The organism is Lelliottia nimipressuralis, from assembly GCF_041464075.1.
In the GTDB taxonomy this organism is placed as follows: Bacteria; Pseudomonadota; Gammaproteobacteria; order Enterobacterales; family Enterobacteriaceae; genus Enterobacter; species Enterobacter nimipressuralis.
Window position 1 is genome coordinate 2,291,563 of the sequence record NZ_CP167172.1, and the last position, 23,877, is coordinate 2,315,439.

General features: G+C 57.6%; 20 protein-coding genes. 8 read left to right on the forward strand and 12 right to left on the reverse strand.

Annotation, left to right across the window (positions count from 1 at the left end; all coding sequences use genetic code 11):
• Positions 1 to 60: 60 nt before the first annotated feature.
• From ACB496_RS10750 to narI, 6 genes are all read left to right on the forward strand, one after another.
• Entirely contained in the window at positions 61 to 639 is a 579-nt protein-coding gene (locus ACB496_RS10750) for a TetR family transcriptional regulator (protein ID WP_371975176.1), read from the forward strand.
• Positions 640 to 837: 198 nt separating this feature from the next.
• The gene (locus ACB496_RS10755; protein ID WP_371975177.1) at positions 838 to 2,229 is read left to right on the forward strand and encodes a NarK family nitrate/nitrite MFS transporter; all 1,392 of its coding nucleotides are present in this window, start codon (positions 838 to 840) and stop codon (positions 2,227 to 2,229) included.
• A gap of 69 nt (positions 2,230 to 2,298) precedes the next feature.
• On the forward strand, positions 2,299 to 6,039 hold the full coding sequence (locus ACB496_RS10760) for a nitrate reductase subunit alpha (protein WP_371975178.1): 3,741 nt from the start codon (positions 2,299 to 2,301) through the stop codon (positions 6,037 to 6,039).
• On the forward strand, positions 6,036 to 7,580 hold the full coding sequence (narH, locus tag ACB496_RS10765) for a nitrate reductase subunit beta (RefSeq protein WP_100780080.1): 1,545 nt from the start codon (positions 6,036 to 6,038) through the stop codon (positions 7,578 to 7,580). The genes ACB496_RS10760 and narH overlap by 4 nt, the downstream gene beginning before the upstream one ends.
• Positions 7,580 to 8,275, forward strand: a complete 696-nt coding sequence (gene narW / locus ACB496_RS10770) for a nitrate reductase molybdenum cofactor assembly chaperone (protein WP_371975179.1) — start codon at positions 7,580 to 7,582, stop codon at positions 8,273 to 8,275. Before narH ends, narW begins: the two co-directional genes overlap by 1 nt.
• Complete coding sequence (gene narI / locus ACB496_RS10775) at positions 8,272 to 8,952, forward strand: respiratory nitrate reductase subunit gamma (protein ID WP_268196115.1); 681 nt, start codon at positions 8,272 to 8,274, stop codon at positions 8,950 to 8,952. Before narW ends, narI begins: the two co-directional genes overlap by 4 nt.
• A 37-nt stretch (positions 8,953 to 8,989) precedes the next feature.
• On the opposite strand, the gene ACB496_RS10780 is transcribed toward narI, so the two are convergent.
• The 6 genes from ACB496_RS10780 to ACB496_RS10805 all read right to left on the reverse strand — a co-directional run bounded on the left by ACB496_RS10780 (position 8,990) and on the right by ACB496_RS10805 (position 16,997).
• Complete coding sequence (locus tag ACB496_RS10780; RefSeq protein WP_371975180.1) at positions 8,990 to 11,389, reverse strand: autotransporter outer membrane beta-barrel domain-containing protein; 2,400 nt, start codon at positions 11,387 to 11,389, stop codon at positions 8,990 to 8,992.
• Between the two features lie 101 nt (positions 11,390 to 11,490).
• Positions 11,491 to 12,405, reverse strand: coding sequence for a LysR substrate-binding domain-containing protein (locus ACB496_RS10785; protein WP_371975181.1), 915 nt, complete (start codon positions 12,403 to 12,405; stop codon positions 11,491 to 11,493).
• Positions 12,406 to 12,726: 321 nt separating this feature from the next.
• Positions 12,727 to 13,572 (reverse strand): N-hydroxyarylamine O-acetyltransferase, encoded by an 846-nt coding sequence (gene nhoA, locus ACB496_RS10790; RefSeq protein ID WP_371975182.1) that lies wholly within the window; start codon positions 13,570 to 13,572, stop codon positions 12,727 to 12,729.
• A 72-nt stretch (positions 13,573 to 13,644) separates the two neighbouring features.
• Positions 13,645 to 15,300, reverse strand: a complete 1,656-nt coding sequence (locus ACB496_RS10795; RefSeq protein WP_371975183.1) for an ABC transporter permease — start codon at positions 15,298 to 15,300, stop codon at positions 13,645 to 13,647.
• A 39-nt stretch (positions 15,301 to 15,339) separates the two neighbouring features.
• Positions 15,340 to 16,308, reverse strand: a complete 969-nt coding sequence (locus ACB496_RS10800; protein ID WP_371975184.1) for an ABC transporter substrate-binding protein — start codon at positions 16,306 to 16,308, stop codon at positions 15,340 to 15,342.
• Positions 16,305 to 16,997, reverse strand: a complete 693-nt coding sequence (locus ACB496_RS10805; RefSeq protein ID WP_248858525.1) for an ABC transporter ATP-binding protein — start codon at positions 16,995 to 16,997, stop codon at positions 16,305 to 16,307. Before ACB496_RS10805 ends, ACB496_RS10800 begins: the two co-directional genes overlap by 4 nt.
• Positions 16,998 to 17,134: 137 nt before the next feature.
• On the opposite strand from ACB496_RS10805, the gene ACB496_RS10810 reads away from it, so the two are divergent.
• Entirely contained in the window at positions 17,135 to 17,707 is a 573-nt protein-coding gene (locus ACB496_RS10810; protein WP_231276481.1) for a flavin reductase family protein, read from the forward strand.
• Positions 17,708 to 17,768: 61 nt separating this feature from the next.
• On the opposite strand, the gene fusA is transcribed toward ACB496_RS10810, so the two are convergent.
• Positions 17,769 to 19,871 carry an elongation factor G gene (gene fusA / locus ACB496_RS10815; RefSeq protein WP_371975185.1) on the reverse strand — a complete coding sequence of 701 codons (2,103 nt, stop codon included), beginning with the start codon at positions 19,869 to 19,871 and terminating at the stop codon, positions 17,769 to 17,771.
• Positions 19,872 to 20,031: 160 nt separating this feature from the next.
• Here fusA and ACB496_RS10820 point away from each other — a divergent pair, with 160 nt between their 5' ends.
• Positions 20,032 to 20,334, forward strand: a complete 303-nt coding sequence (locus ACB496_RS10820) for a helix-turn-helix transcriptional regulator (RefSeq protein ID WP_100780063.1) — start codon at positions 20,032 to 20,034, stop codon at positions 20,332 to 20,334.
• Between the two features lie 42 nt (positions 20,335 to 20,376).
• Here ACB496_RS10820 and pptA read toward each other — a convergent pair whose 3' ends face one another.
• The 5 genes from pptA to ACB496_RS10845 are packed head-to-tail and all read right to left on the reverse strand — an operon-like array spanning position 20,377 to position 23,874.
• Positions 20,377 to 20,607, reverse strand: a complete 231-nt coding sequence (gene pptA / locus ACB496_RS10825; RefSeq protein WP_012017474.1) for a tautomerase PptA — start codon at positions 20,605 to 20,607, stop codon at positions 20,377 to 20,379.
• Positions 20,608 to 20,641: 34 nt separating this feature from the next.
• On the reverse strand, positions 20,642 to 21,259 hold the full coding sequence (locus tag ACB496_RS10830) for a glutathione S-transferase family protein (protein WP_123427822.1): 618 nt from the start codon (positions 21,257 to 21,259) through the stop codon (positions 20,642 to 20,644).
• A gap of 37 nt (positions 21,260 to 21,296) precedes the next feature.
• Positions 21,297 to 22,184 (reverse strand): transporter substrate-binding domain-containing protein, encoded by an 888-nt coding sequence (locus tag ACB496_RS10835; RefSeq protein WP_371975186.1) that lies wholly within the window; start codon positions 22,182 to 22,184, stop codon positions 21,297 to 21,299.
• A 9-nt stretch (positions 22,185 to 22,193) separates the two neighbouring features.
• Positions 22,194 to 22,967, reverse strand: coding sequence for an amino acid ABC transporter ATP-binding protein (locus tag ACB496_RS10840; RefSeq protein ID WP_100780060.1), 774 nt, complete (start codon positions 22,965 to 22,967; stop codon positions 22,194 to 22,196).
• Positions 22,951 to 23,874 (reverse strand): amino acid ABC transporter permease, encoded by a 924-nt coding sequence (locus ACB496_RS10845; protein ID WP_100780059.1) that lies wholly within the window; start codon positions 23,872 to 23,874, stop codon positions 22,951 to 22,953. The genes ACB496_RS10840 and ACB496_RS10845 overlap by 17 nt, the downstream gene beginning before the upstream one ends.
• Between the last annotated feature and the right edge of the window lie 3 nt (positions 23,875 to 23,877).

The following is a 23,877-nucleotide window of genomic DNA, read 5'->3' on the forward strand; positions in this document are numbered from 1 at the left end:
GTTGAACGCGTGTCCAGCTTTTTGTTACACTCGTTTCGTCGCCATTGAGAGTGAGAGAACATGAGCTATTTGAGCAAGGATGAACGGCGGGAAGATATCCTGCAGGCCGCGATGCGGGTCGCGTTAAACGAAGGGTTCAGCGCCATGACGGTGCGGCGCATTGCAGGCGAAGCGGGTATTGCCTCCGGCCAGGTACATCACCATTTCGCCAGCGCCGGAGAGCTGAAAGCATTGGCCTTCGTGCGTCTGATCCGTGAACTGCTCGATGCCGAGGTGGTGGGCGACTGTCGCCATCGTCTGCGCGCCATGCTTGGCAGCGATGAGGGTCTGTTCGAGCCTTATATTCGTCTGTGGCGGGAAGCGCAGATCCTCGCGAGCCGCGATCCGGACATTAAAAGCGCCTATGTGCTGACCATGGAAATGTGGCATCAGGATACCGTCGCCATTATCCGTCAGGGCGCCGAAGAAAAGGTATTTACACTCTCAGACCGCCCCGAAAATATCGCCTGGCGATTGATAGGTTTAGTCTGCGGACTGGACGGTATTTACGTGTTAAATATGCCCGAAATGGATGACGACGCCTTTAATAAACATCTTGATAAATTAATTTCTCTGGAATTGTTTAATACTCCCAATTGAGTATTTAAAACCGCAATTTTTTACAATTAGTAACACATAAAGCGAATCATCTCTCCTCTCGTAAACTCAGGGATTCGCTTTCTTATCTATCCTTTCAGAAGCATCTGAATAATTCCAAAAACCTTAATCGTATAACGTCAGCCATCTGACTGTTTTCACTTCTCTTTTCTGTTTTTTACGGGTAAGTACGAGGGCGATATGTCACAACAAAGTGAGAAGAATAATCATTATCTTTTAAACAACTGGAAACCGGAAAACGCGGCATTTTGGGAGAATAAAGGAAAACACATCGCGCGACGAAATCTTTGTATATCCGTCGCTTGTCTGCTACTGGCCTTCTGCGTGTGGATGTTATTCAGCGCGGTTGCGGTAAATCTCAATAAAGTCGGCTTTAATTTCACCACCGATCAGCTTTTCATGTTAACCGCATTACCTTCTCTTTCTGGCGCAATATTACGCGTGCCCTATTCCTTTATGGTGCCGATATTTGGCGGACGTTACTGGACAATATTAAGCACCGTTATTCTGATTATTCCCTGCGTGTGGCTGGGGATCGCCGTGCAGAATAGCGCCACGCCCTACTGGGTGTTTATCATCATCGCCCTGCTGTGCGGATTTGCCGGTGCTAACTTTGCCTCCAGCATGGGCAACATCAGCTTTTTCTTCCCGAAAGCAAAACAAGGCAGCGCGCTGGGCATTAACGGCGGGCTGGGTAATCTCGGCGTCAGCGTGATGCAGATGGTGGCTCCGGCGGTGATCTTCCTGCCGATGTTTGCGTTTCTCGGCGTCCTTGGCGTACCGCAGGATGACGGTTCTGTGCTGTCGCTGGCTAACGCCGCGTGGATCTGGGTGCCGCTACTGATTATTGCCACTCTCGCCGCCTTTTTCGGCATGAATGATATTGCCAGCTCGAAAGCCTCGATTGCCAGCCAGTTGCCGGTGCTGAAACAGCCGCACCTGTGGTTACTAAGCCTGCTCTATCTGGCGACGTTTGGCTCTTTTATCGGTTTTTCCGCAGGCTTTGCGATGCTCGCCAAAACCCAGTTCCCTGATGTGAACATTCTCCACCTCGCCTTCTTTGGCCCGTTGATTGGAGCGCTGGCGCGCTCGGCGGGTGGCGTGGTGTCGGACAAACTCGGTGGTGTGCGCGTAACGCTGGTGAACTTTATCCTGATGGCCGCCTTCAGCGCCCTGCTGTTCCTGACGCTCCCCGGCTCCGGTTCCGGCAATTTCACCGCCTTCTATCTGGTGTTTATGGGCCTGTTCCTGACCGCCGGTTTAGGCAGCGGCTCCACCTTCCAGATGATCGCGGTGATCTTCCGCCAGATCACAATTTATAACGTCAAGCTGCGCGGCGGAACGGAAGAGCAAGCCCAGCAGGAAGCGGTGTCTGATACCGCGGCGGCGCTCGGGTTTATCTCCGCCATCGGCGCGGTCGGCGGCTTTTTCATTCCTAAAGCCTTCGGTACCTCGCTGGCGATGACCGGTTCCCCCGTCGGCGCGATGAAGGTCTTTTTGGTGTTCTATATCGTCTGCGTGTTTGTCACCTGGCTGGTGTATGGCCGTCGGCAGAAACACGTCAAATCATAACTATTCCGTTCAACACTTTTGTGAGCAGTGTAACCACGGGGTGGGCGTCGCCCCGTCAGGAGAAACGTCATGAGTAAATTGTTGGATCGCTTTCGTTATTTCAAACAAAAAGGCGACACCTTCGCCGACGGCCATGGGCAGGTGATGCACACCAACCGCGACTGGGAGGACAGCTATCGCCAGCGCTGGCAGTTCGACAAAATCGTGCGATCCACCCACGGCGTTAACTGTACCGGCTCCTGCAGCTGGAAAATCTATGTCAAAAACGGCCTAGTGACCTGGGAAACGCAGCAGACCGACTACCCCCGCACCCGCCCTGACCTGCCCAATCATGAACCCCGCGGCTGCCCGCGCGGCGCGAGTTACTCCTGGTATCTCTATAGCGCCAACCGCCTGAAATACCCGCTGGTGCGCCGAAAATTGATCGAACTGTGGCGCGAAGCGCTGGGCCAGCACAGCGACCCGGTGCTGGCGTGGAATGCCATCATGAGCGATCCACAAAAGACCAGCAGCTACAAAAAAGCGCGCGGCCACGGCGGTTTTATCCGCTCTAACTGGAAAGAACTCAACCAGCTGATCGCCGCCGCGAACGTCTGGACAATCAAACATTACGGCCCGGATCGCGTCGCCGGATTCTCGCCGATCCCGGCAATGTCGATGGTCTCTTACGCCGCCGGTACGCGCTATCTCTCACTCCTCGGCGGCACCTGCCTGAGTTTTTACGACTGGTACTGCGATTTGCCGCCCGCCTCGCCAATGACCTGGGGCGAGCAGACCGATGTGCCGGAGTCGGCCGACTGGTACAACTCCAGCTACATCATCGCCTGGGGCTCGAACGTGCCGCAGACGCGCACACCGGACGCTCACTTCTTCACCGAAGTGCGTTACAAAGGCACCAAAACCATCGCCATTACCCCGGATTTCTCGGAAGTCGCTAAGCTGAGCGATCAGTGGCTGGCACCGAAGCAAGGCACCGACAGCGCTCTGGCAATGGCGATGGGCCATGTGATCCTCAAAGAGTTCCACCTCGATAACCCGAGCGAATATTTCCTCAACTACTGCCGCCGCTACACCGACATGCCGATGCTGGTGATGCTGGATGCGCGGGACGACGGCAGCCTGGTCCCTGGCCGGATGCTGCGCGCCTCGGATCTGGCCGACGGGCTGGGTGAGGAAAATAACCCAGAATGGAAAACCGTCGCCTTTGATATCGCCGGTGGCCTGGTGGCGCCTAACGGCTCGATTGGTTTCCGCTGGGGTGAAAAAGGCAAATGGAACCTGGAGCCGCTGGCTGCCGGTCAGGAGACCGAGCTGACGCTCTCGCTGCTCATCACCCACGATCAGGTCGCGAATGTGGCGTTCCCCTACTTCGGCGGCAATGAAAACCCGCACTTTCGCAGCGTGAAACAGGACCCGGTGCTGATCCGCAAAGTGCCGTCGAAAACCCTCACCCTCGCCGATGGCCGTCAGCAACAGGTCGCCAGCGTTTACGATCTGATTCTGGCGAACTATGGACTGGATCGCGGCCTGGAAGATGACAACGCCGTAAAAGATTACGCCGAAATCAAAGCCTACTCCCCGGCCTGGGGCGAGCAGATCACTGGTGTGCCTCGTCGCCATATTGAACAGATCGCCCGTGAATTCGCCGATACCGCCCATAAAACCCATGGACGGTCGATGATCATTCTCGGTGCGGGCGTGAACCACTGGTATCACATGGACATGAACTACCGTGGGATGATCAATATGCTGGTCTTCTGCGGCTGTGTCGGCAAAAGCGGCGGCGGCTGGTCGCACTATGTCGGCCAGGAGAAGCTGCGTCCGCAAACCGGCTGGCTGCCGCTGGCGTTTGCCCTCGACTGGAACCGCCCGCCGCGCCAGATGAACAGCACCTCGTTCTTCTACAACCACGCCAGCCAGTGGCGCTATGAAAAACTCACCGCTCAGGAGCTGCTCTCGCCGCTGGCTGATAGCGCCAAATTCACCGGTCACCTGATTGACTTTAACGTGCGCGCCGAGCGGATGGGCTGGCTGCCCTCTGCGCCGCAGCTTTCGCTTAACCCGCTGCACATCAAAGCGCGCGCCGATGCCGCCGGGATGTCGGCGCAGGATTACACCGTTCAGGCGCTAAAATCGGGCGATCTGCGCTTTGCCTGCGAACAGCCGGACAACGGTAAAAATCATCCACGCAATTTGTTTGTCTGGCGCTCGAACCTGCTCGGCTCCTCCGGGAAAGGCCACGAGTATATGCTCAAGTACCTGCTCGGCACCGAAAGCGGGATTCAGGGCGACGATCTTGGCTCCACGGACGACGTTAAACCGGAGGAGGTGGAGTGGCAAACGGCCGCCATCGAAGGCAAGCTCGACCTGCTGGTGACCCTCGATTTCCGGATGTCCAGCACCTGTCTTTTCTCGGATATCGTCCTGCCGACCGCCACCTGGTATGAAAAAGACGACATGAATACGTCGGATATGCACCCGTTTATTCATCCGCTTTCTGCCGCCGTCGATCCGGCGTGGGAGTCCCGCAGCGACTGGGAAATCTACAAAGGGATCGCCAAAGTCTTTTCCGACGTCTGCGTCGGGCATCTGGGCACCGAAACCGACGTGGTGTTGCAACCTCTGCAGCACGACTCCCCAGCGGAGCTGTCCCAGCCCTTTGATATTCAGGACTGGCGCAAAGGCGAATGCGATCTGATTCCTGGCAAAACGGCGCCGAATATCGCCGTCATTGAGCGCAACTATCCGGAAACCTACGAGCGCTTTACGTCGCTGGGGCCATTAATGGACAAACTCGGCAACGGCGGAAAAGGCATTTCGTGGAACACTCAGGATGAAGTCGATTTCCTCGGCAAGCTGAACTACGTCAAGCTCGACGGCCCGGCCAAAGGGCGACCGCTGATTGATACGGCCATTGATGCCTCGGAGGTGATCCTCGCGCTGGCCCCGGAAACCAACGGCCACGTGGCGGTGAAAGCCTGGAAAGCCCTCGGCGAATTTACCGGGCGCACTCACACTCATCTGGCGATCAACAAAGAAGACGAGAAAATTCGTTTTCGCGATATCCAGGCCCAGCCGCGCAAAATCATCTCCAGCCCCACCTGGTCTGGCATTGAGAGCGAACACGTCTCCTACAATGCCGGGTACACCAACGTTCACGAGCTGATCCCGTGGCGCACCCTCTCTGGTCGCCAGCAGCTGTATCAGGATCATCAGTGGATGCGCGCCTTTGGTGAAAGCCTGGTGGCCTACCGTCCGCCGATTGATACCCGCAGCGTGACACACATGCGAGAAATTCCGCCGAACGGCTTCCCGGAAAAAGCGCTCAACTTCCTGACGCCGCACCAGAAATGGGGCATCCACTCCACCTACAGCGAAAACCTGCTGATGCAAACCCTGTCTCGCGGCGGGCCGATCGTCTGGATCAGCGAAACGGACGCCAGAGAGTTAGGCATTGAAGACAACGACTGGATCGAAGCCTTCAACGCCAACGGCGCCCTCACCGCCCGCGCGGTGGTGAGCCAGCGCGTGCCGCCAGGGATGACCATGATGTATCACGCCCAGGAGCGCATTCTGAACATACCGGGATCGGAAGTGACCGGACGTCGCGGCGGCATTCACAACTCCGTCACCCGCGTCTGCCCAAAACCCACGCACATGATTGGCGGCTACGCACAGCTGGCCTACGGCTTTAACTACTACGGCACCGTCGGCTCGAACCGCGACGAATTCATCATGATCCGCAAGATGAAAAACATTAACTGGCTGGATGGCGAAGGTCGGGATCAGGTACAGGAGGCGAAAAAATGAAAATACGCTCACAGGTCGGCATGGTACTGAATCTCGACAAGTGCATTGGCTGTCATACCTGTTCCGTGACGTGCAAAAACGTCTGGACCGGGCGCGAAGGGATGGAGTACGCGTGGTTTAACAACGTCGAAACCAAACCGGGCATTGGCTATCCGAAAAACTGGGAAGATCAGGAGGAGTGGCAAGGCGGCTGGGTGCGTGGCATCACCGGAAAACTCACGCCGCGCCTCGGTGGACGCGTGGGCGTGCTGTCGAAAATCTTCGCCAACCCTTCGCTGCCGGGCATTGACGACTATTACGAACCCTTCACCTTTGACTATCAGGATCTGCACCGCGCGCCGGAGGGCGATCATCTCCCTACCGCTCGGCCGCGCTCACTGATCAGCGGCAAACGGATGGACAAAATCGTCGGCGGCCCGAACTGGGAGGAGCTGCTCGGCGGCGAATTTGAGAAACGCGCCCGCGACCGTAACTTCGACAAGATGCAAAAGGAGATGTACGGCCAGTTCGAAAACACCTTCATGATGTACCTCCCGCGCCTGTGCGAACACTGCCTCAACCCGAGCTGTGTCGCCACCTGTCCGAGCGGCGCCATCTACAAGCGTGAAGAGGACGGCATCGTCCTGATCGACCAGGACAAATGCCGCGGCTGGCGCATGTGCATCAGCGGTTGTCCGTACAAAAAAATCTACTTCAACTGGAAGAGCGGCAAGTCTGAAAAATGCATCTTCTGCTACCCGCGTATCGAATCCGGCCAGCCGACCGTGTGCTCGGAAACCTGTGTCGGGCGCATTCGTTATCTTGGCGTGCTGTTGTACGACGCGGACCGCATCGAAGAAGCGGCAAGCACCGAGCACGAAACGGATCTTTACGAGCGTCAGTGCGACGTGTTCCTGAACCCGAACGACCCGGCAGTGATTGAGGAAGCGCTGAAACAGGGCATTCCGCAGAACGTGATCGACGCGGCGCAGCGCTCGCCGGTCTACAAAATGGCGATGGACTGGAAACTGGCCCTGCCGCTGCACCCGGAATACCGTACCCTGCCGATGGTCTGGTATGTGCCGCCCCTGTCACCGATTCAGTCCTACGCCGATGCGGGGGGTCTGCCCCAGACCGACAGCATTCTGCCTGCCGTCGAAAGCCTGCGTATTCCCGTGCAGTATTTGGCGAATATGCTGAGCGCCGGCGATACCGGCCCGGTGCTGCGCGCCCTGAAACGCATGATGGCGATGCGCCACTACAAACGCTCGCAAACCGTTGAAGGGGTGACCGATACGCGCGCCATCGACGAAGTGGGCCTGAGCGTGGAACAGGTGGAGGAGATGTACCGCTACCTGGCGATTGCGAACTACGAAGACCGCTTCGTGATCCCGACCAGCCACCGTGAAATGGCGCGTGACGCCTTCCCGGAGAAAAACGGCTGCGGCTTTACCTTCGGCGACGGCTGTCACGGCTCCGACACCAAATTCAACCTGTTCAATAGCCAGCGCATCGACGCCATTAATATCTCCGAGGTGCGTGAACACGGGGAGGGAGAGTAATGCGAATTCTTAAAATTATCGCCCTGCTCATTGAATACCCTGACGAGGCGCTATGGGAGAGCCGCGATGAAGCCCTTTCTCTGATCGCACAAGATGCCCCCCCGCTGCTGCCGTTTGCGCAGCAGTATCTTGGCGCGGCGCTGCTGGATAAACAGGCCCAGTGGTGTGAAGTGTTTGAGCGCGGACGGGCCACCTCGCTGCTGCTGTTCGAGCATGTTCACGCCGAATCCCGCGATCGCGGTCAGGCGATGGTCGATCTGGTGAGCCAGTACGAGAAAGCCGGTTTACAGCTCGACTGCCGCGAACTGCCGGATTATCTGCCGCTCTATCTGGAGTATCTGAGTCTTATTCCTGACGATGAGGCGCGCGAGGGGCTGCAAAACGTCGCGCCTATTCTGGCCCTGATCGGCGGGCGGCTAAAACAGCGCGATGTCCCGCAGTATCAGCTGTTCGACGCCCTGCTTCAGCTCGCCGCCAGCAAGCTAACAAGTGACAGTGTCACTAAGCAGGTCTCAACAGAACAGCGCGATGACACCCGCCAGGCGCTGGATGCCGTGTGGGAAGAGGAACAGGTGAAGTTTATCGAGGACAACGCCACGGCGTGCGACAGCTCGCCGATGCAGCAATATCAACGACGCTTTAGCCAGGACGTCGCGCCTCAGTACGTGGACGTCAGCGCCGGAGGCCCGAAATGATGCACTTTCTGAACGTCTTCTTTTACGATATCTACCCGTATCTGTGCGGGACCGTGTTCCTGCTGGGAAGCTGGCTGCGCTACGACTACGGGCAGTACACCTGGCGCGCATCATCCAGCCAGATGCTTGATAAGCGCGGCATGGTGCTGTGGTCGAATCTGTTCCATATCGGCATTCTGGGGATCTTTTTCGGCCACGCCTTCGGGATGCTGACGCCGCACTGGGTCTATTCGTGGTTCCTGCCGATGTCGCAAAAACAGCTGATGGCGATGATCCTCGGCGGCGTCTGCGGCGTGCTGACGCTGGTCGGCGGCGCGGGACTGCTGGTGCGCCGCCTCACTAATCCGCGTATCCGCGCGACCTCGTCCACGGCGGATATCCTGATCCTCTGCGTGCTGCTGGTGCAGTGTATTCTCGGTCTGGCGACGATTCCGTTTTCCGCACAACACCCCGACGGCAGCGAAATGCTGAAACTGGTCGACTGGGCGCAGGCGGTCGTCACCTTCCACGGCGGCGCCTCCGCGCATCTTGACGGCGTGGCCTACATCTTCCGCGTCCATCTGGTGCTTGGGATGACCATCTTCCTGCTGTTCCCGTTCACCCGGCTGGTTCACGTCTGGAGTGCGCCGGTGGAGTACCTTACGCGGCGCTATCAGGTGGTAAGATCGCGCCGCTGAATAAACTAAACCCTCCCCGTCACTCCAGGCGGGGACGTTACCATTTGACGCGCACCCCGATATTCCCGCCGGCCCCGTAGTTATCGGATGGATTATGCGGACTTGCCTGAACGCCCAGGTTGCCGTACACCTCATAGCGCCCGTCATTCCACGCCAGCGTCCCGCCAACGCCCGTCGCAATTTGCGTTCGTGCATCGCGCGATGCGAAGTTGACCTGGGCGACATCCACAGAGCGGCCATCGCCCAGCTCCTGATACACATCAAGCGTAACTTGCAGCAACGAGCGTGTCCGGGTTTTGTCCTGCGCCTGCCATTCGTCACGACGATCGCCGCTGACACCCAGACGCGCAAGCAGACTGTTCCCCTCGCTGAGTGACACCTTGCTGTCGAACCTGTCTTCAAAACTGTCGAAATCCACGCGCGACCAGATCAGCTGTGCCTGCGGCGTAACCGCAAACCCGGTGTCGGAATCGAGACGCCAGCCCGTTTCGACGGAGCCTGCATAGCCGTTCCCTTTATTGGACGATGTCAGGGGTTTGCCGACCGTATCGGAATCCAGATCGCTGTCGAAAAACATCATTTGCAGCTGCCCGTCGACATAAAAACCATTATTGCCGTACCAGGTCAGCGTCAGCCCAGGGCCGTAACCGGTAGTGTTGATACTGCCTTTGCCAGAGTAAGCACGAATATCCGCATCCGCCTTGCCATAGCTAAAGTTCACGCCACCCGTCAGCAACCCGTGCGCGTTTTCATGGACTGGCACATCCAGCCCGGTCTGTAGTTTCCAGAGCGTGGTTGTGCGCTGAGCGTCGGTCGTGGATGTGACCGGCTCACTGTTCGTACGCGTACCTTCAATACGCGCCCAGGAGCCAGGCGCACTTTCTGTTTGCGGCGCAACGCCGTCCACCCAGTAGCGATCCCCCACGCGCTGTTGCAGGGTAGGAACGCGATTCAGTTCCGCGAGGATCTGCGGATACTGTTCATAGAGGGCCGCCCCGGGATGGTAACGCTGCGGCACATTTTCATCCGGCGTTTCAGGGATGACAGGGAACACCGGTAATCCCGGCGTGACCGGGTTGGGCACAGGGGTTTCGGGATTGGGCACTTCAGGCACCGGCGCGACCGGTGACTGCGGATCGGCGAGATCCGAGGTCAAATACCACCAGCGGCCCTGCCCATACTCCAGCGTGCGAAACGTGTAGGCATACGCGCCATGCACCACCGCCTGTTCGCCGTCGGTGGTGGTGAAATCACCGTGAAGCGTAAATGCCTCGCCGTCCGATTGCTGCGCGGCAAAAATCAGGGGAATACCGTTTTCCGTGAATCCCCCTTCGCCACCGAGATTCACGATCTCAACCGTGGTATTGCCCGACGCGCTGCCGGTAATAAGCAGCCGGTCTGCGGGGGAATCATCGCCTCCGAGGACACTTTCCATCAGCACTCTGCCACCGTCGCCGTGATAGTCCCCGTCAATGGTCAGGGTGCCGATGGAGTTGCCCGGCGAAATCGTTCCTGCATTGGTGGTACTCCCGACACGCCCGATACCCTCCAGCGTGCCGCCCGACAGCAGGGACACGGTCGCACCGGACATATCGCCGTTGACGCTTATCACGCCATTTTCCTGAGCCTGTAGCAGCCCGGTAAAATCACCGTGATCGCGGTTAAACAGCGTTCTGCCGTTAACAGCGTCAATCGAGATATTTCCGACCAACCCGGTTCCCGCGCCTTCAGCATTATCCAGCCCATCATTCAGGGTGCTGTCGAATACGAAGTCCGTGGCATTATGATTAAGAATAATGCTACCGGAACCCTCTCCGGCAGTAATCCGATCCCCGACAACGGTGCCCGGCGCGCGCGAAGTCTCACCTCCGATAATCAGCACCCCGCTTGACCCCGCGTTTTGCCCAAGCGTGATCGTGCGGGAATTGACGACGCCCCCATCAGCGACGATCAAGGTACCCGCCCCGTCGCGGCCAATCCCCAGGCTATTGGCGGTATTCCAGGTGGAGCCCGGCCCGGTGACTTCGACCGTGCCCGATGACAAAGCATTAAAACCGATAAAACCGGTGGAGAGATTCGTTACCAAACCGCCATCACGAATGAGCAAGGTTCCGTTACCCGTATGCCCAACGTAGAGGAAACTGGTGTTATCCCAGTGAGAACCGTCGCCCGTCACCACCACGTGACCTTCCGAATCCGCAGTTGACGCCACAAAGCCGCTATAACTTTGTACGATGCCCGTTTCGCCCCCGCTCACGCCTATATTTAACGTTCCGTTAATATGAAAATTAAGCGCCGTCGCCGGTGAACCTGCATCACCAGGAACAGTAATAATTTGCCCTTCGGTAATATTATCAATCGCCTGAACAGAAACCGATATCGGAATAATAATAAGCAGGAGAAGCAGGTTTATCGAAAAAGAGATAATAGTCGGCATGCGCGAAGCAGCATTAACCCACCGCGGACGGGAAAAATAAATAAACATAATCTGACCTTTAGTGTGCTGGTGTAAAACGCCAGCAGGAGAAGTAATTATAGCTAACCAGGGAAATATTTTATAAATGCGTGACGGATATCATTCATCAGTAATTTTGCAACGGGTGTGAGCGTTTGTTGTTGGCGGTAGATCAAACTGTATTTCCCTTCGGGCAGGATCTCCTCGACATTTATCCGACATAACTTATCTTTCAGCCACGGAAGCGCCAGCATGGCCTGCGGGCCCACGGAAAGATAGCCCTCGCCCAAAATAAGCTGTTCGGCAATGGTGGTGGAATCTCCATATAGAACAGAGGCTTCAGGGCCTTTGCCATCAGGAAAAACCACGCTCTCAATGGCGCTAAAAAAACCGGCGCTGGCAATGGGGAGATACCATTTCGCATTGCGCAGTTCTGCAAGCGACCGCGCCTGTGATAAGGAATGATCCTTGTGCGCAAAAACACAAAATTTCGCCCTACCCAGCAGCTCTTCGCTGAACTCCTGTAGGGCAATATCGGGGGTGACGATACCGAGAAAAAAGTCCATTCGCCCCAGACGCAGCGACGCCAACAGCTCCGACAGCTGCCCTTCGATCACCGTTAATGTCGCCTGCGGATAACGGGTCTGAAATCGCTCAATGATACCCGGCATGATCCCGAAGGCTGGCAGATGTGAGCAACCAAACATCACCACGCCCTGGGCCGCACTCTCCTGCTGGCGAAGCTCATCAACGGCGCGTTCCAGCTCGTTGAGCACGAGGTTCATTCGCGGTTCAAAAATGCGGCCAGCCTCGGTAAGCAAAGCGCCGCGCGCGGTTCTGTCCAGCAGTACCACACCCAGGTTTTTTTCCAGCTCCTGTATGCTGCGGGTCATCGCAGATTGTGTCTGATGATTCGCCTCCGCTGCCGAACGTATGCTCCCGTGCTGAATAACCGCACGAAGATTTTTAAGCTGATTAATTTTCGGCAGATGACGCATCTGAATCCTCAGCAAAGCAACGGATAAGCGTTAAATTATAGCAGCGGATGTATGGTGCTATAGGCTGATACGTCGCCTTTAAATTCACGCCCTTGCATTGAGTGGGGATATTATTTTAATTCTGCGGCAGTGTAAATTGCACCGGTGATGCTTTATTTGCATCGCAATGGCATAAAAGACATACCTTTATTTTATTTTTAATCCAACACACTAAAGTCATTTAAAAATAAATATGGATTATAGACTGCACGAAAATATTACCTGGATAATGGCATAGTGTTTGGCGTCAATTAAAAAAAGGGGCTTTCGCCCCTTTTCAGTCTATTTCCCCGCATCGGGATGGGTATCAAACCCGGCCATCACTGCCGTCAGTTCGGTCAGTGAAAAACCGTGTTTCGGATCATCCACGCCCATCCCAAATCGCTCCTGCATCAGCGTATACAGCGCTTTGGCGTCCGGCAGGTTAATCTGCTCCGCCACGCGGGCACCCTGCCAGTGGGTAAAGTGGTAATTGGTCAGTGTCAATTTACCGCCGTCAGGCAGGTGTCGGCACATCAGCAGGTGGTGGCGGAAGTGCGACTGTGGCCAGTGAGCAGACCAGAAATTGCCCATGACGTAATCGGTGAAATACTGCGTCGCAAGGTCAAAATGGTACATCGACTGCCAGTGCTCGTGGTGACGGAACTGCAACACCCAGTCGTTGTTCTCGTTCATCAGGCGATAGACGCCGTGTGGCGTGGCCTGCTCTTCTGCGGCAATCAGGCGAATCGGCGCCGTCAGCGTCTGTCCGCCGAATCCGACGTCCGCAATCCAGCGCTCGCCGTTGAGTTCAACCAGTAGCAGACGGTGCGTGCGCGGCGGCATCTGTGGCGGATTCGCCAGCACCACGCGGCCCAGCACGCTGCGCACCTCAAAACCGACTTCGCGCAGCACGCGCTCTAACAGCCCGTTCTGCTCAAAGCAGTACCCGCCGCGCCGCGCCGAAACCAGTTTGTCTGCCACGCTCTGATCGTCGAGCTGAATTTCGCGCGGCATGACCACGTCAATATTTTCAAACGGGATCGCGCAGTTGTGACTCAAATGCAGCGCCCGCAGGGTGTCGATATCCACGGAAACCGGCTGCTGCCAGCCGATACGGGCAAAATAGGCGCTCAGAAATGGGGACATAGTGAAGTTCCTTGTAGAGATATTCCCTGTTTATAAACTATTTTTGCCTGCCCACTGGTGCAAAAGTGCTTTTTATCGGGCCGCGCCGCGCTGCATGATGCGAAGCGCCGTGAGCATCAGCACCAGCCCGGTCACTAGCGTCAGTGTCGCCATCGCCATCCCTTGCCCCACGGAGCCCTGTTCAAACTGACGCCAGATAAACACCGAGACGGTTTGCGTACCGGCTGGTGCAAGCAGTAGCGACGTTACCAGCTCCCGCGAGGCAATGGCGAAGACCATCAGCATCGCCGCCAGCAGCGCCGGGGAGACCAGCGGCAGCACGATAAAGCGCAGCGCCTGAAACGCCGACGCACCATGCACGCGCGCGGCAGATTCAAGATTGCCGCCCAGCTGGCGCAGCGCGCTCCCGACATAGCGCACCGGCCACGGCAGAAGTAAACAGCAGTAGGAGAGCAACAGGATCGCCCAGCTGTTGTAGGGCGAAATCACCCAGAACGGCTGGTTCCACAATAGGATCAACCCGACACCGACCACCACACCGGGCAGCGCCGCAGGCATCAGAGAGAGCGCATCGATCAGGCCGCGCCCGGTGATCTTCTGCACCACCACCAGCCACGACGCCAGCAAGCCAAGCAGCCCGGTGATGCAGGCCGCGCCGAACGCCAGGGAGAGGCTGGTTCCCAGCGCCGCCAGGGCGTCACCCTGCTGGCTAAACAGCGCGGCATAGTGTGACAACGTCACGTTAGAGAGCGTCACGCCGCCCGATAACGTGCCCAAAACCCCCGACAACACCATCGATGCGCCGGGCAACATCACCGCAATTATCCCTACCAGCGTCATGAATGCCACCATCGGCAGCGTCCAGCGCCCCGCCTCCGCGCCCATATTTTCCGTCGGTTTACCGGTGATACTGGTGACATCATGCTGACCGGTCAGCTTTTTCTGCACTCCCCAGGCGCACAGGGCGATGGCGACTAATACCACCGACAGCATCGACGCCCCCGAAAGATCGATTGGCCAGTCGGCCAGTTTTTTCTCGATGTCGGTGGTCAGCATCACTACCCCCGCGCGCGTTCCCAGCGCCGCCGGAACGCCAAACTCCTCAATCGCCAGGGTAAAGGCCAGCAGCATTCCGGCTGCCAGGGACGGGGAAAGCATCGGCAGAGTGATGTGCCAGAACGCCCTGCCCGCGCTGGCGCCATGAACGCGGGCGACCCGCGCCAGACGCTGCCCGCTGGCGAGCAGACTGCGCGAAACGGCGAAGTAAACCACCGGGAAAATATTCAGCGCCATCACCAGCACAATCCCGGTTTTACTGAACAGCAGATCGTTCAGGGAAATCCCGGTGAGTTGCTGCAAATAGCCGTTGGTCTGAAGCACCAGCATCCAGGACAGCGCCGCGATATAGGGCGGCGTTAAAAACGGGATCAGAAACAGCAGATCCCACAGGCGCGGCAGCGGCAGATTAAACAGCCCGCGCGCCACACCGAGGGGAAAGCCGATCAGCGCGCTCACCAGCGCCACGCCGAGCGCAATCTGCAGCGTGCCACCGAGCATGCCGGGGAGCTGCGGCTCAGCTAACAGCGCCTTTACCCCGCCAAACGCGCCGGAAAACGATCCGGCACTGAACTGAGGAAATACCGCCTGAAGGAGAATAAACGCGAGCGGAAACGCCACCAGAATCACCAGCAGCGCCAGCGTCATCACGGATAAAAATCGTTGATTCACGAGACAATCCTGAAGACGGGGTTGCCCCCGTCGAATGAATTACAGGGAGAAAAGCGTGTTGAAGCGCTTGAGAATATCGCTGCGCTCGCTGCTACCCTCGCTTTTGGTCGGCAGTATTTTCAGCTCGTTGAGCAGCGGACGTTTAGCCTGAACATCGTCGCGCGCAGGCATCAGCCAGGCATCGGCCACCATCGTCTGGCCTTCCGGCGACAATACATAATCGACGAACGCTTTGGCGTCGTCGGCATGGGCGGTGGATTTCAGGATCATCATCGGACGCGGCGCGATCACCGTGCCGCTGGACGGGAAAATGACTTTAAGCGATTCGCCCTGATTGATATTGCCGTAAGAGACATAGTCAACCGCGCCAAATACCGCCGCTTTCGCTCCCTGCATCACCGGCGTCACCGCCTGCGCGTTCGGGCCGCTGACCACCATGCCGTTCTTTTTCAGCTTATCAAACAGCGTCCAGGCGTTGTCGCCCATGCCATTTTGCAGCCCGATCAACAGATCGAGCGATGCGCCTGACAGCGCCGGATCGGGCGTGGTGACTTTATCTTTGAACGCATCGGTGGTCAGATCTTGCCACTCTTTTGGCTCCGGGGTGCCGCTTTTGGTGTTCCAGACGATGCCAAGCGCCGACACGCCCTGGGCGACATAATCCGTGGATTTCAGAGTAACCGGAACGTGCTGCGCGTTCGCGCTCTGGTACGGTAACAGCCAGCCGCGCTGGTGCAGATCTTCCGCCGTATCCCATGAGGCGGAGATCAAAATATCCGCCTGCGGGTTGGCCTGTTCGGCCTCCAGACGCGCCATGACTTTGCCGGTGGTCGCCTGGAAAATATCCACTTTCACCCCGGTTTTCTTTTCAAACCCGGTTGCCAGATTCTTGGCCAGCGATCCTGGCCCTGCGGTGTAGACGGTCAGCGCGTGGGCGCTGGACATCATGACGGAAGATAGCGCCATGGCGAGAAAAACTCCTTTAGTAACGGCAAATGACCTTTTCATGCGAACTCCCCTGAGGATGAAATCAAACGATCGGCAGCGACGCTGCCTGCAGATAAATGCACGATGCGATCGGCCAGAAGTTCAGCCTCCCGGCGGTCGTGGGTAACATAGATGGCCGTCGTCCCGAGCTGGCGCAAAAGCGTTGCCATCTCATGACACAGTGATTCGCGCAGTTCGCTGTCGAGATTGGAGAGCGGTTCGTCGAACAACAGCACGCGCGGCTCGGCGACGATCGCCCTGGCGAGCGCCACCCGCTGCTGCTGGCCGCCGGATAACCCCGCCGGTTTGCGGTCGGCAAAATCGCTTAAGCCAACCCGTGACAGCGCCTGCGCCACGCGCGTGCCGATGTCACGGCGCGGGATGTGGCGCATTTTCAGGGGGAAGGCCACGTTTTGGGCCACCGTCATGTGTGGCCAGAGGGCGTAATCCTGGAAGACCATGCCGATGTCACGGGCCTCCGGCGGCAGCGACCAGCCTGCTTTCGCCACCCGTCGGTCACCAAAGAAGATTTCGCCCTGTGCGGGCTGTGCAAGCCCGGCGAGCAGTCGCAGCAGTGTGCTTTTCCCACAGCCAGACGGGCCGAGCAGCGCGACGACGCTACCCGCATCAATATGCAGATCGAGTTGATTTAACACGGTGTTCGCACCAAACGCGTACGACACGCCGTTGAGCGTGATAGTGCTGTACATCTTGTTATCCTCTTTGGGATTTCGTGTTCGCCACTGTAGGGAGCCTGTATGACGAACGCATGACACGCATGTTGCATCTTGATTTCACCTGCGTTTCAGCCGTTTAATGCCGTATTGCCCCTGTATGAGGAGTTCCTGTGAACCATTTCCGTCCCGTTGAATTAAAACATGCGAGCCGCCTTCTCAATCACGGCCCGACGGTGCTTATCACCAGCCGCGATGAGCAAATCGACAGACGCAACGTGATGGCTGCGGCCTGGTCGATGCCCGTCGAATTCGAACCACCGCGCATTGCGATTGTGGTGGATAAAAGCGCGTGGTCGCGCGAACTGATCGAGCGCAGCGGCATGTTTGGTATCGTCATTCCGGGCGTCGCCGCCGCAAACTGGACCTACGCCGTGGGCAGCGTCAGCGGTCGCGATGAGGATAAATTTAACGCCTACGGTATTCCGGCAGTCAGCGGCCCGGTGCTGGGCCTGCCGGTGATAGAAGAGCGGTGTCTGGCGTGGATGGAGTGTCGCTTACTCCCTGCGACCTCAGCGGCGGAAAAATACGATACGCTGTTTGGCGAAGTGGTGGCTGCGGCAGCGGATTCGCGCGCGTTTGTCGCCGGACGCTGGCAGTTTGATGAGGAGAAACTGAATACGCTGCATCACCTGGGGGCGGGAACTTTTGTGACGAGCGGGAAGATCGTAAAAGCGCCGGAATAAATTCCGGCGCTGATTTTGTCGGCCCGGTTCACCGGGCATTTTTCCTGCTTAACGGGCTGCGCTAGCCTTTCGCGCGACTGGCAATAATGTCATCGGCCACGTTGCGCGGCGCTTCGGCGTAATGGTGGAACTCCATGCTGTAGGTTGCACGCCCTTGCGACATCGATCGCAGGGTGGTCGCGTAACCAAACATCTCGGCCAGCGGAACGTCAGCGCGAATAATCTGGCTGCCGAACCGCTCTTCCATGCCCTGCACCATCCCGCGACGAGAAGAGAGATCGCCCATGATGTTCCCGGCGTACTCTTCCGGCGTTTCCACCTCCACGTGCATCACCGGCTCCAGAATCGCCGGGGCCGCTTTGCGCGCGCCCTCTTTAAAGCCGAAGATCGCCGCCATGCGGAAGGCCATTTCCGAGGAGTCGACGTCATGATACGAACCAAAAGTCAGGGTCGCTTTCACGTCTACCACCGGATAACCCGCCAGCACGCCGCTGTTCATGGCTTCACGCAAGCCTTTTTCCACGGACGGAATGTACTCTCGCGGCACCACGCCGCCTTTGGTGGCGTCTTCAAATTTAAAGCCGCTGCCTGGCTCAAGCGGTTCAAGGCTTAGCACAACGTGGCCGTACTGCCCTTTACCGCCGGACTGACGGACAAATTTGCCCTCGATCTCTTTCACCGCTTTACGCAAGGTTTCGCGGTAGGTGACCTGTGGACGGCCAATGTTCGCTTCGACGCCAAACTCGCGTTTCATGCGGTCGACGATAATTTCCAGGTGTAACTCGCCCATCCCGGAGATAATCGTCTGGCCGGATTCTTCGTCCGTGTGCAGGCGGAACGACGGATCTTCAGCCGCCAGGCGCTGCAGCGCGATCCCCATTTTCTCCTGATCGGCCTTGGTTTTCGGCTCAATCGCCAGAGAAATCACCGGGTCCGGGAACTCCATACGCTCCAGGGTGATCAGGTGATCCGGATCGCTCAGAGTATCGCCCGTCGTGACATCTTTCAGCCCCACGCAGGCGGCGATATCACCAGCGCGCAGTTCATCGACCTCATGACGGTCGTTGGCATGCATCTGCACAATACGCCCGATACGCTCTTTCTTCCCTTTCACCGGGTTATATACCGCATCGCCTTTTCTCAGCACGCCGGAATAGACGCGGATAAAGGTCAGCTGGCCGACGTACGGGTCGGTCATCAGTTTGAACGCCAGCGCTGAGAAGGGTTCGTCGTCGCTCGGGTGACGCTCCGCCGGTTGCCCTTTATCATCCACGCCATCAATAGCCGGCACGTCGAGGGGCGACGGCATCAGTTCGATCACCGCGTCGAGCATGCGCTGTACCCCTTTGTTTTTAAAGGCACTGCCGCACAGCATCGGCTGGATTTCACCTTTAACCGTGCGTATGCGCAGCCCGTCGATGATTTCCGCTTCATCCAGATCGCCCGTTTCCAGGTATTTATCCATCAGCGCATCGCTGGCTTCCGCGGCGGCCGAGACCATTTTTTCTCGCCAGATTTTGGCGGTGCTCAGCAAATCGTCCGGGACCGGCGCATAGCTGAAGGTCATGCCCTGGGTGGCGTCGTCCCACAAAATGGCGCGCATTTTGATGAGATCGACCACCCCGCTGAAGTGCTCTTCAGCGCCAACAGGGATGACAATCGGCACCGGATTGGCCTTCAGACGATCAATCATCATCTGCACTACGCGGAAGAAATCGGCTCCCGGCCGGTCCATTTTGTTGACGAACGCCAGACGCGGGACGTGGTATTTATTCGCCTGCCGCCAGACGGTTTCCGACTGCGGCTGGACGCCACCGACGGAGTCATAAACCATCACCGCACCGTCGAGCACGCGCATGGATCGTTCCACTTCAATGGTGAAATCCACGTGCCCTGGGGTGTCGATAATGTTGATCCGGTGCGGTTCAAAATTACGATCCATACCGGGCCAGAAGCAGCTCACCGCCGCGGACGTAATGGTGATCCCGCGCTCTTGCTCCTGCGCCATCCAGTCAGTTGTTGCCGCGCCATCGTGAACTTCACCCAGTTTGTGGCTCATTCCGGTGTAAAACAGAATGCGCTCGGTGGTGGTCGTTTTACCGGCATCGATATGCGCGGAGATACCGATGTTGCGATAACGCTCAAGAGGGATGGGTCGGGGCATGATAAATCCTTAGTCAGTTTGACTTGAGTAGAACGACCGGAATGGTCGTCTGTGTGTTCGTCTGCTATAATAGTCCTATTGTACGAGTATATACGAACTATTTTTTTAAGGATGGGCCTATCATTAAGATAGCTCACCTTCCCGCTAACCCAGGAAGTCTATGATCGCCAACCACCCCGAACCTGAACAAATCACGCTGGAAAATGTGCTGTTAGCCCTCGGTAACCCGCTGCGACTGGAGATCCTCCGCCTGCTCGCCGATGGCAGTGAACTGAGCTGCAACGCCCTGCGCCCGGAAGACATTGCCAAATCGACCATGACCCACCACTGGCGCGTGCTGCGCGATAGCGGCGTGATCTGGCAGCGCCCGCAGGGGCGCGAGAATATGATTTCGCTTCGAAGAGAAGATCTGGATGCCCGCTTTCCGGGGCTGCTGGATACGTTGTTGCGGGTGATGGGCTAGCGTTTGATGCCGGGTAAGCGCAGACGCCACCCGGCCTAAATCTTACATCGAATATCCAGGCTTTTTGATGAGTTCATCCAGCTTCGGTCCGATTTCCGTATCCCAGACCTGCGCTTTCCAGTCTTCCTGCTGCACCTGATTCAGGGCAACAGAGACTGAACTGTCTTTACTGTTAAAATGACGAATAATCACCTCCGCGATATCCGCCGCCAGGGCGGTTTTTTGTTCATCGTTCAGATCGCGGGGAAAACATTTGATATCAACGTGTGGCATTGCAGGCTCCTGTTGTTGTGAGCGTTTCAACTTATCAGATAATTTCGTTCGCCTTTAACACCTTGTGCAGTTCTGGCCTCTGACAGACAGCATCGGCAATGGCGGTGATACGCGGCGTATTGGCGGCAAACCACGCGTGGCGCGGGCCCCAGGTGCGCATCACCGCAACATAGACGTCAATCAGAGTGAGCTGCTCGCCGAGCGCATAGGGCGCGGCTTTAAGATGATTATCCAGCCACAGGTAGAGCGACTTACGCCAGGCGATACAATTTTCACGCAGCTGTTCCGGTGCGTCCGGCGCCCAGCGTTCAGGGTAATCGGCGTAGGTAAACGTAGGATAGACATTGGCCACCAGCCAGATCAGCAGGCGCTGAAACTGCGCCCGGTCGGGATGGCCCACGGGTGGGGCGAGTTCCGGGCAACGGTCCAGAATCATCAGGCCGATGGCGGCCGTTTCACTCATCACTGCGCCATTTTCCAGCTCCAGCGTCGGCACCTGGCACAAAGGATTGAGTTTCTCCAGCAGAGCGCGCTGCGGGCCTGGCGAATCAAACCCTTCGACGTTGATAAAACGATAGGGAATATCTGCCAGGGTCAGCATCACTTCGCTGATTGCCGATCCCCAGCCGGGTACGCCATACACGTTAATCATACTGCCCCCACTCAGAACAAATTCTAAGTGTAGAACATCAGTAGGTGATGCCCGGCGGATTGACTTCGGAGCGCGCGACGCCTTCCCCCTGCTCACCCCAGCGCGCCAGCACGTGCTGATACTCCCCACGCTGAATCGCCCCATCGAGCGCGGCCTGCAGGGCATACACCAGTTCGTTGCCCTTTTTGGTGGTGGTCGCAACATAGGCTTTTTTCGGCCCAAGCCCCACTACCCTAGTTTTGCCCGTCAGCGCCGCTTTATAGGCGGAAACCGACTGCGGGCCGAAAAACACATCCGCGCGCCCGGACTGAATATACAAATTGCCGGAAGCGTCATCCGTCAGATAGACCGGCAGCGCCGCCTCGCGCCCGGCCTTTTTGTTCTCCTCGTTCCAGCCGAGAAGAATGCGCTCCTGGTTAGTGCCCGAGCCGACAATCACCTTTTTACCCGCCAGATCTTCGGCATTTTTAATTGTCTGCACGTCGCTGGTGGATTTCACCGAAAACGCCAGTGAATCGACGCGATAGGTGGCAAAATCAAACTTCTCTTTACGCTGCTCGGTCACCGCAATGTTCACCAGCGCCACGTCGTAACGCCCGGAGCTGATCCCAAGCGGCCAGTCTTCCCAGGCGGTCGGTACCAGTTTCAGTTTTAACCCGAGACTCCCCGCCAGCAGCCGGGCGATATCCGGATCGCTGCCAATGCGGGTGCGGTTATCGCTGGCGAGCAGCGCCAGCGGCGGCGAATTAAGGGCAGAGATGGCGACCGTCAGCGTACCCGGCTCAACAAATTTATAACCCTGCGGGATCTTCGCGATCGCTGCCTGATCCACCGTCACCGGCAGCGGCTGTTCGTTAGCCTTTAAATCAATGCTGGCCTGGCCCACTGAAACGACGCCCAGCAGTGCCAGCAATCCGTATTTCATACCCTCTCCTTACAGCACTTTCGACAGGAACTGACGCGTTCGGGCGTGGGACGGACGGTTTAATACCTCGTCGCTACTGCCCTGCTCGACAATTTTACCATCGACCATGAACACCACCTGATCCGCCACTTCGCGGGCAAAACCGATCTCATGCGTCACCACCACCAGCGTAGTGCCGGATCGGGCCAGTTTTTTGATCACGTCCAGCACTTCGCCCACCAGTTCCGGGTCAAGAGCTGACGTCGGCTCATCAAACAGCATCACCCGCGGGCGCAGGGCCAGCGCACGGGCAATGGCGATGCGCTGCTGCTGGCCGCCGGAAAGATGACGCGACCAGGCGTCGGCTTTTTCACGTAGACCGACCACATCCAGCAGGCCGTATGCCCGCTCTACCGCCGCTTTACGGCTCAACTGCTTATGCGCAATCGGCGCTTCAATCAGGTTTTCCAGCACCGTGAGATGCGGGAACAGGTTAAAGTTCTGGAACACGTAGCCGACGTTGACGCGCTGCTTGAGGATCTCTTTCTCTTTCAGCTCATAGAGTTTGTCGCCCTGACGGCGATAGCCGATGTAATCCCCGTCGATCTGGATAAAGCCTTCATCGACGCGCTCCAGGTGGTTAATGGTGCGCAGCAGCGTCGATTTACCCGAGCCGGACGGGCCGAGGATCACCGTCACCGAACCGGGCGGGATCTCCAGCGACACGTTATCCAGCGCCTTATGGCGACCAAAGAATTTACTGACGCCGGTAATCGAAATATGTCCTTCAGGAGAGGCTGGCATGGATAGGCTCCTGTGATGGGGTAACGGAACGGGTGCGCTGACTGGCGCGAGACTGATTTACCGCCGAGCGACGTTCGCTGCGGGCAAGACCGCGCTCCACTACATGCTGAATGACCGACAGCACGGTGGTGATCACCAGATACCAGGCCGCGCCAACCATCAGCAGCGGGATCACCTCCTGCGTGCGGTTGTAGATCATCTGAATGGTGTAGAACAGCTCCGGCATGGCCAGGACGTACACCATGGCGGTACCTTTGGCGAGGCTGATAATCTCATTAAACCCGGACGGCAAAATAGTGCGCAGCGCCTGAGGCAATATAATGCGCACCGTGCGACGCCAGGCCGGCAGGCCCAGCGCGGCAGCCGCTTCGTACTGACCATGATCGACGCCTAAAAAGCCGCCGCGAATGATTTCGGCGGTGTAAGCGCTCTGCACCAGCGTCAGGCCAACCACGGCGGTTGAAAACTGTCCCAGCACGTTGATGGTCTCAAATTTGCCCCAGGTTATCTGAGTAAAAGGCACGCCGAGGGAGAGCGTGTCGTACAGATACGAGAAGTTGTAGAGAATGATCAGCACCACAATCAGCGGCAGCGAGCGGAACAGCCAGATGTAGCCAAACGCCAGGGTGCTTAACAGCCACGACGAAGAGAGCCGCGCCAGCGCTAACATGCCGCCCAGCACCACGCTCAACGCCGTGCCGATTAAGGTCAGCAGCAGCGTTTGCCCCACCCCTTCCAGAATCACCGGATCGAAGAACCAGCGTGCAAATACGCCCCACTCCCAGCGCGGATTAAAGGCCACCGACTGAACGACGACCGCCAGCACAAACAGCGCGGCAATCGCTCCGACGGTGCGCCAGGGATAGCGCGCCGGGACCACTTTGATGGTTTCAACGTTGTTGTTCATCGT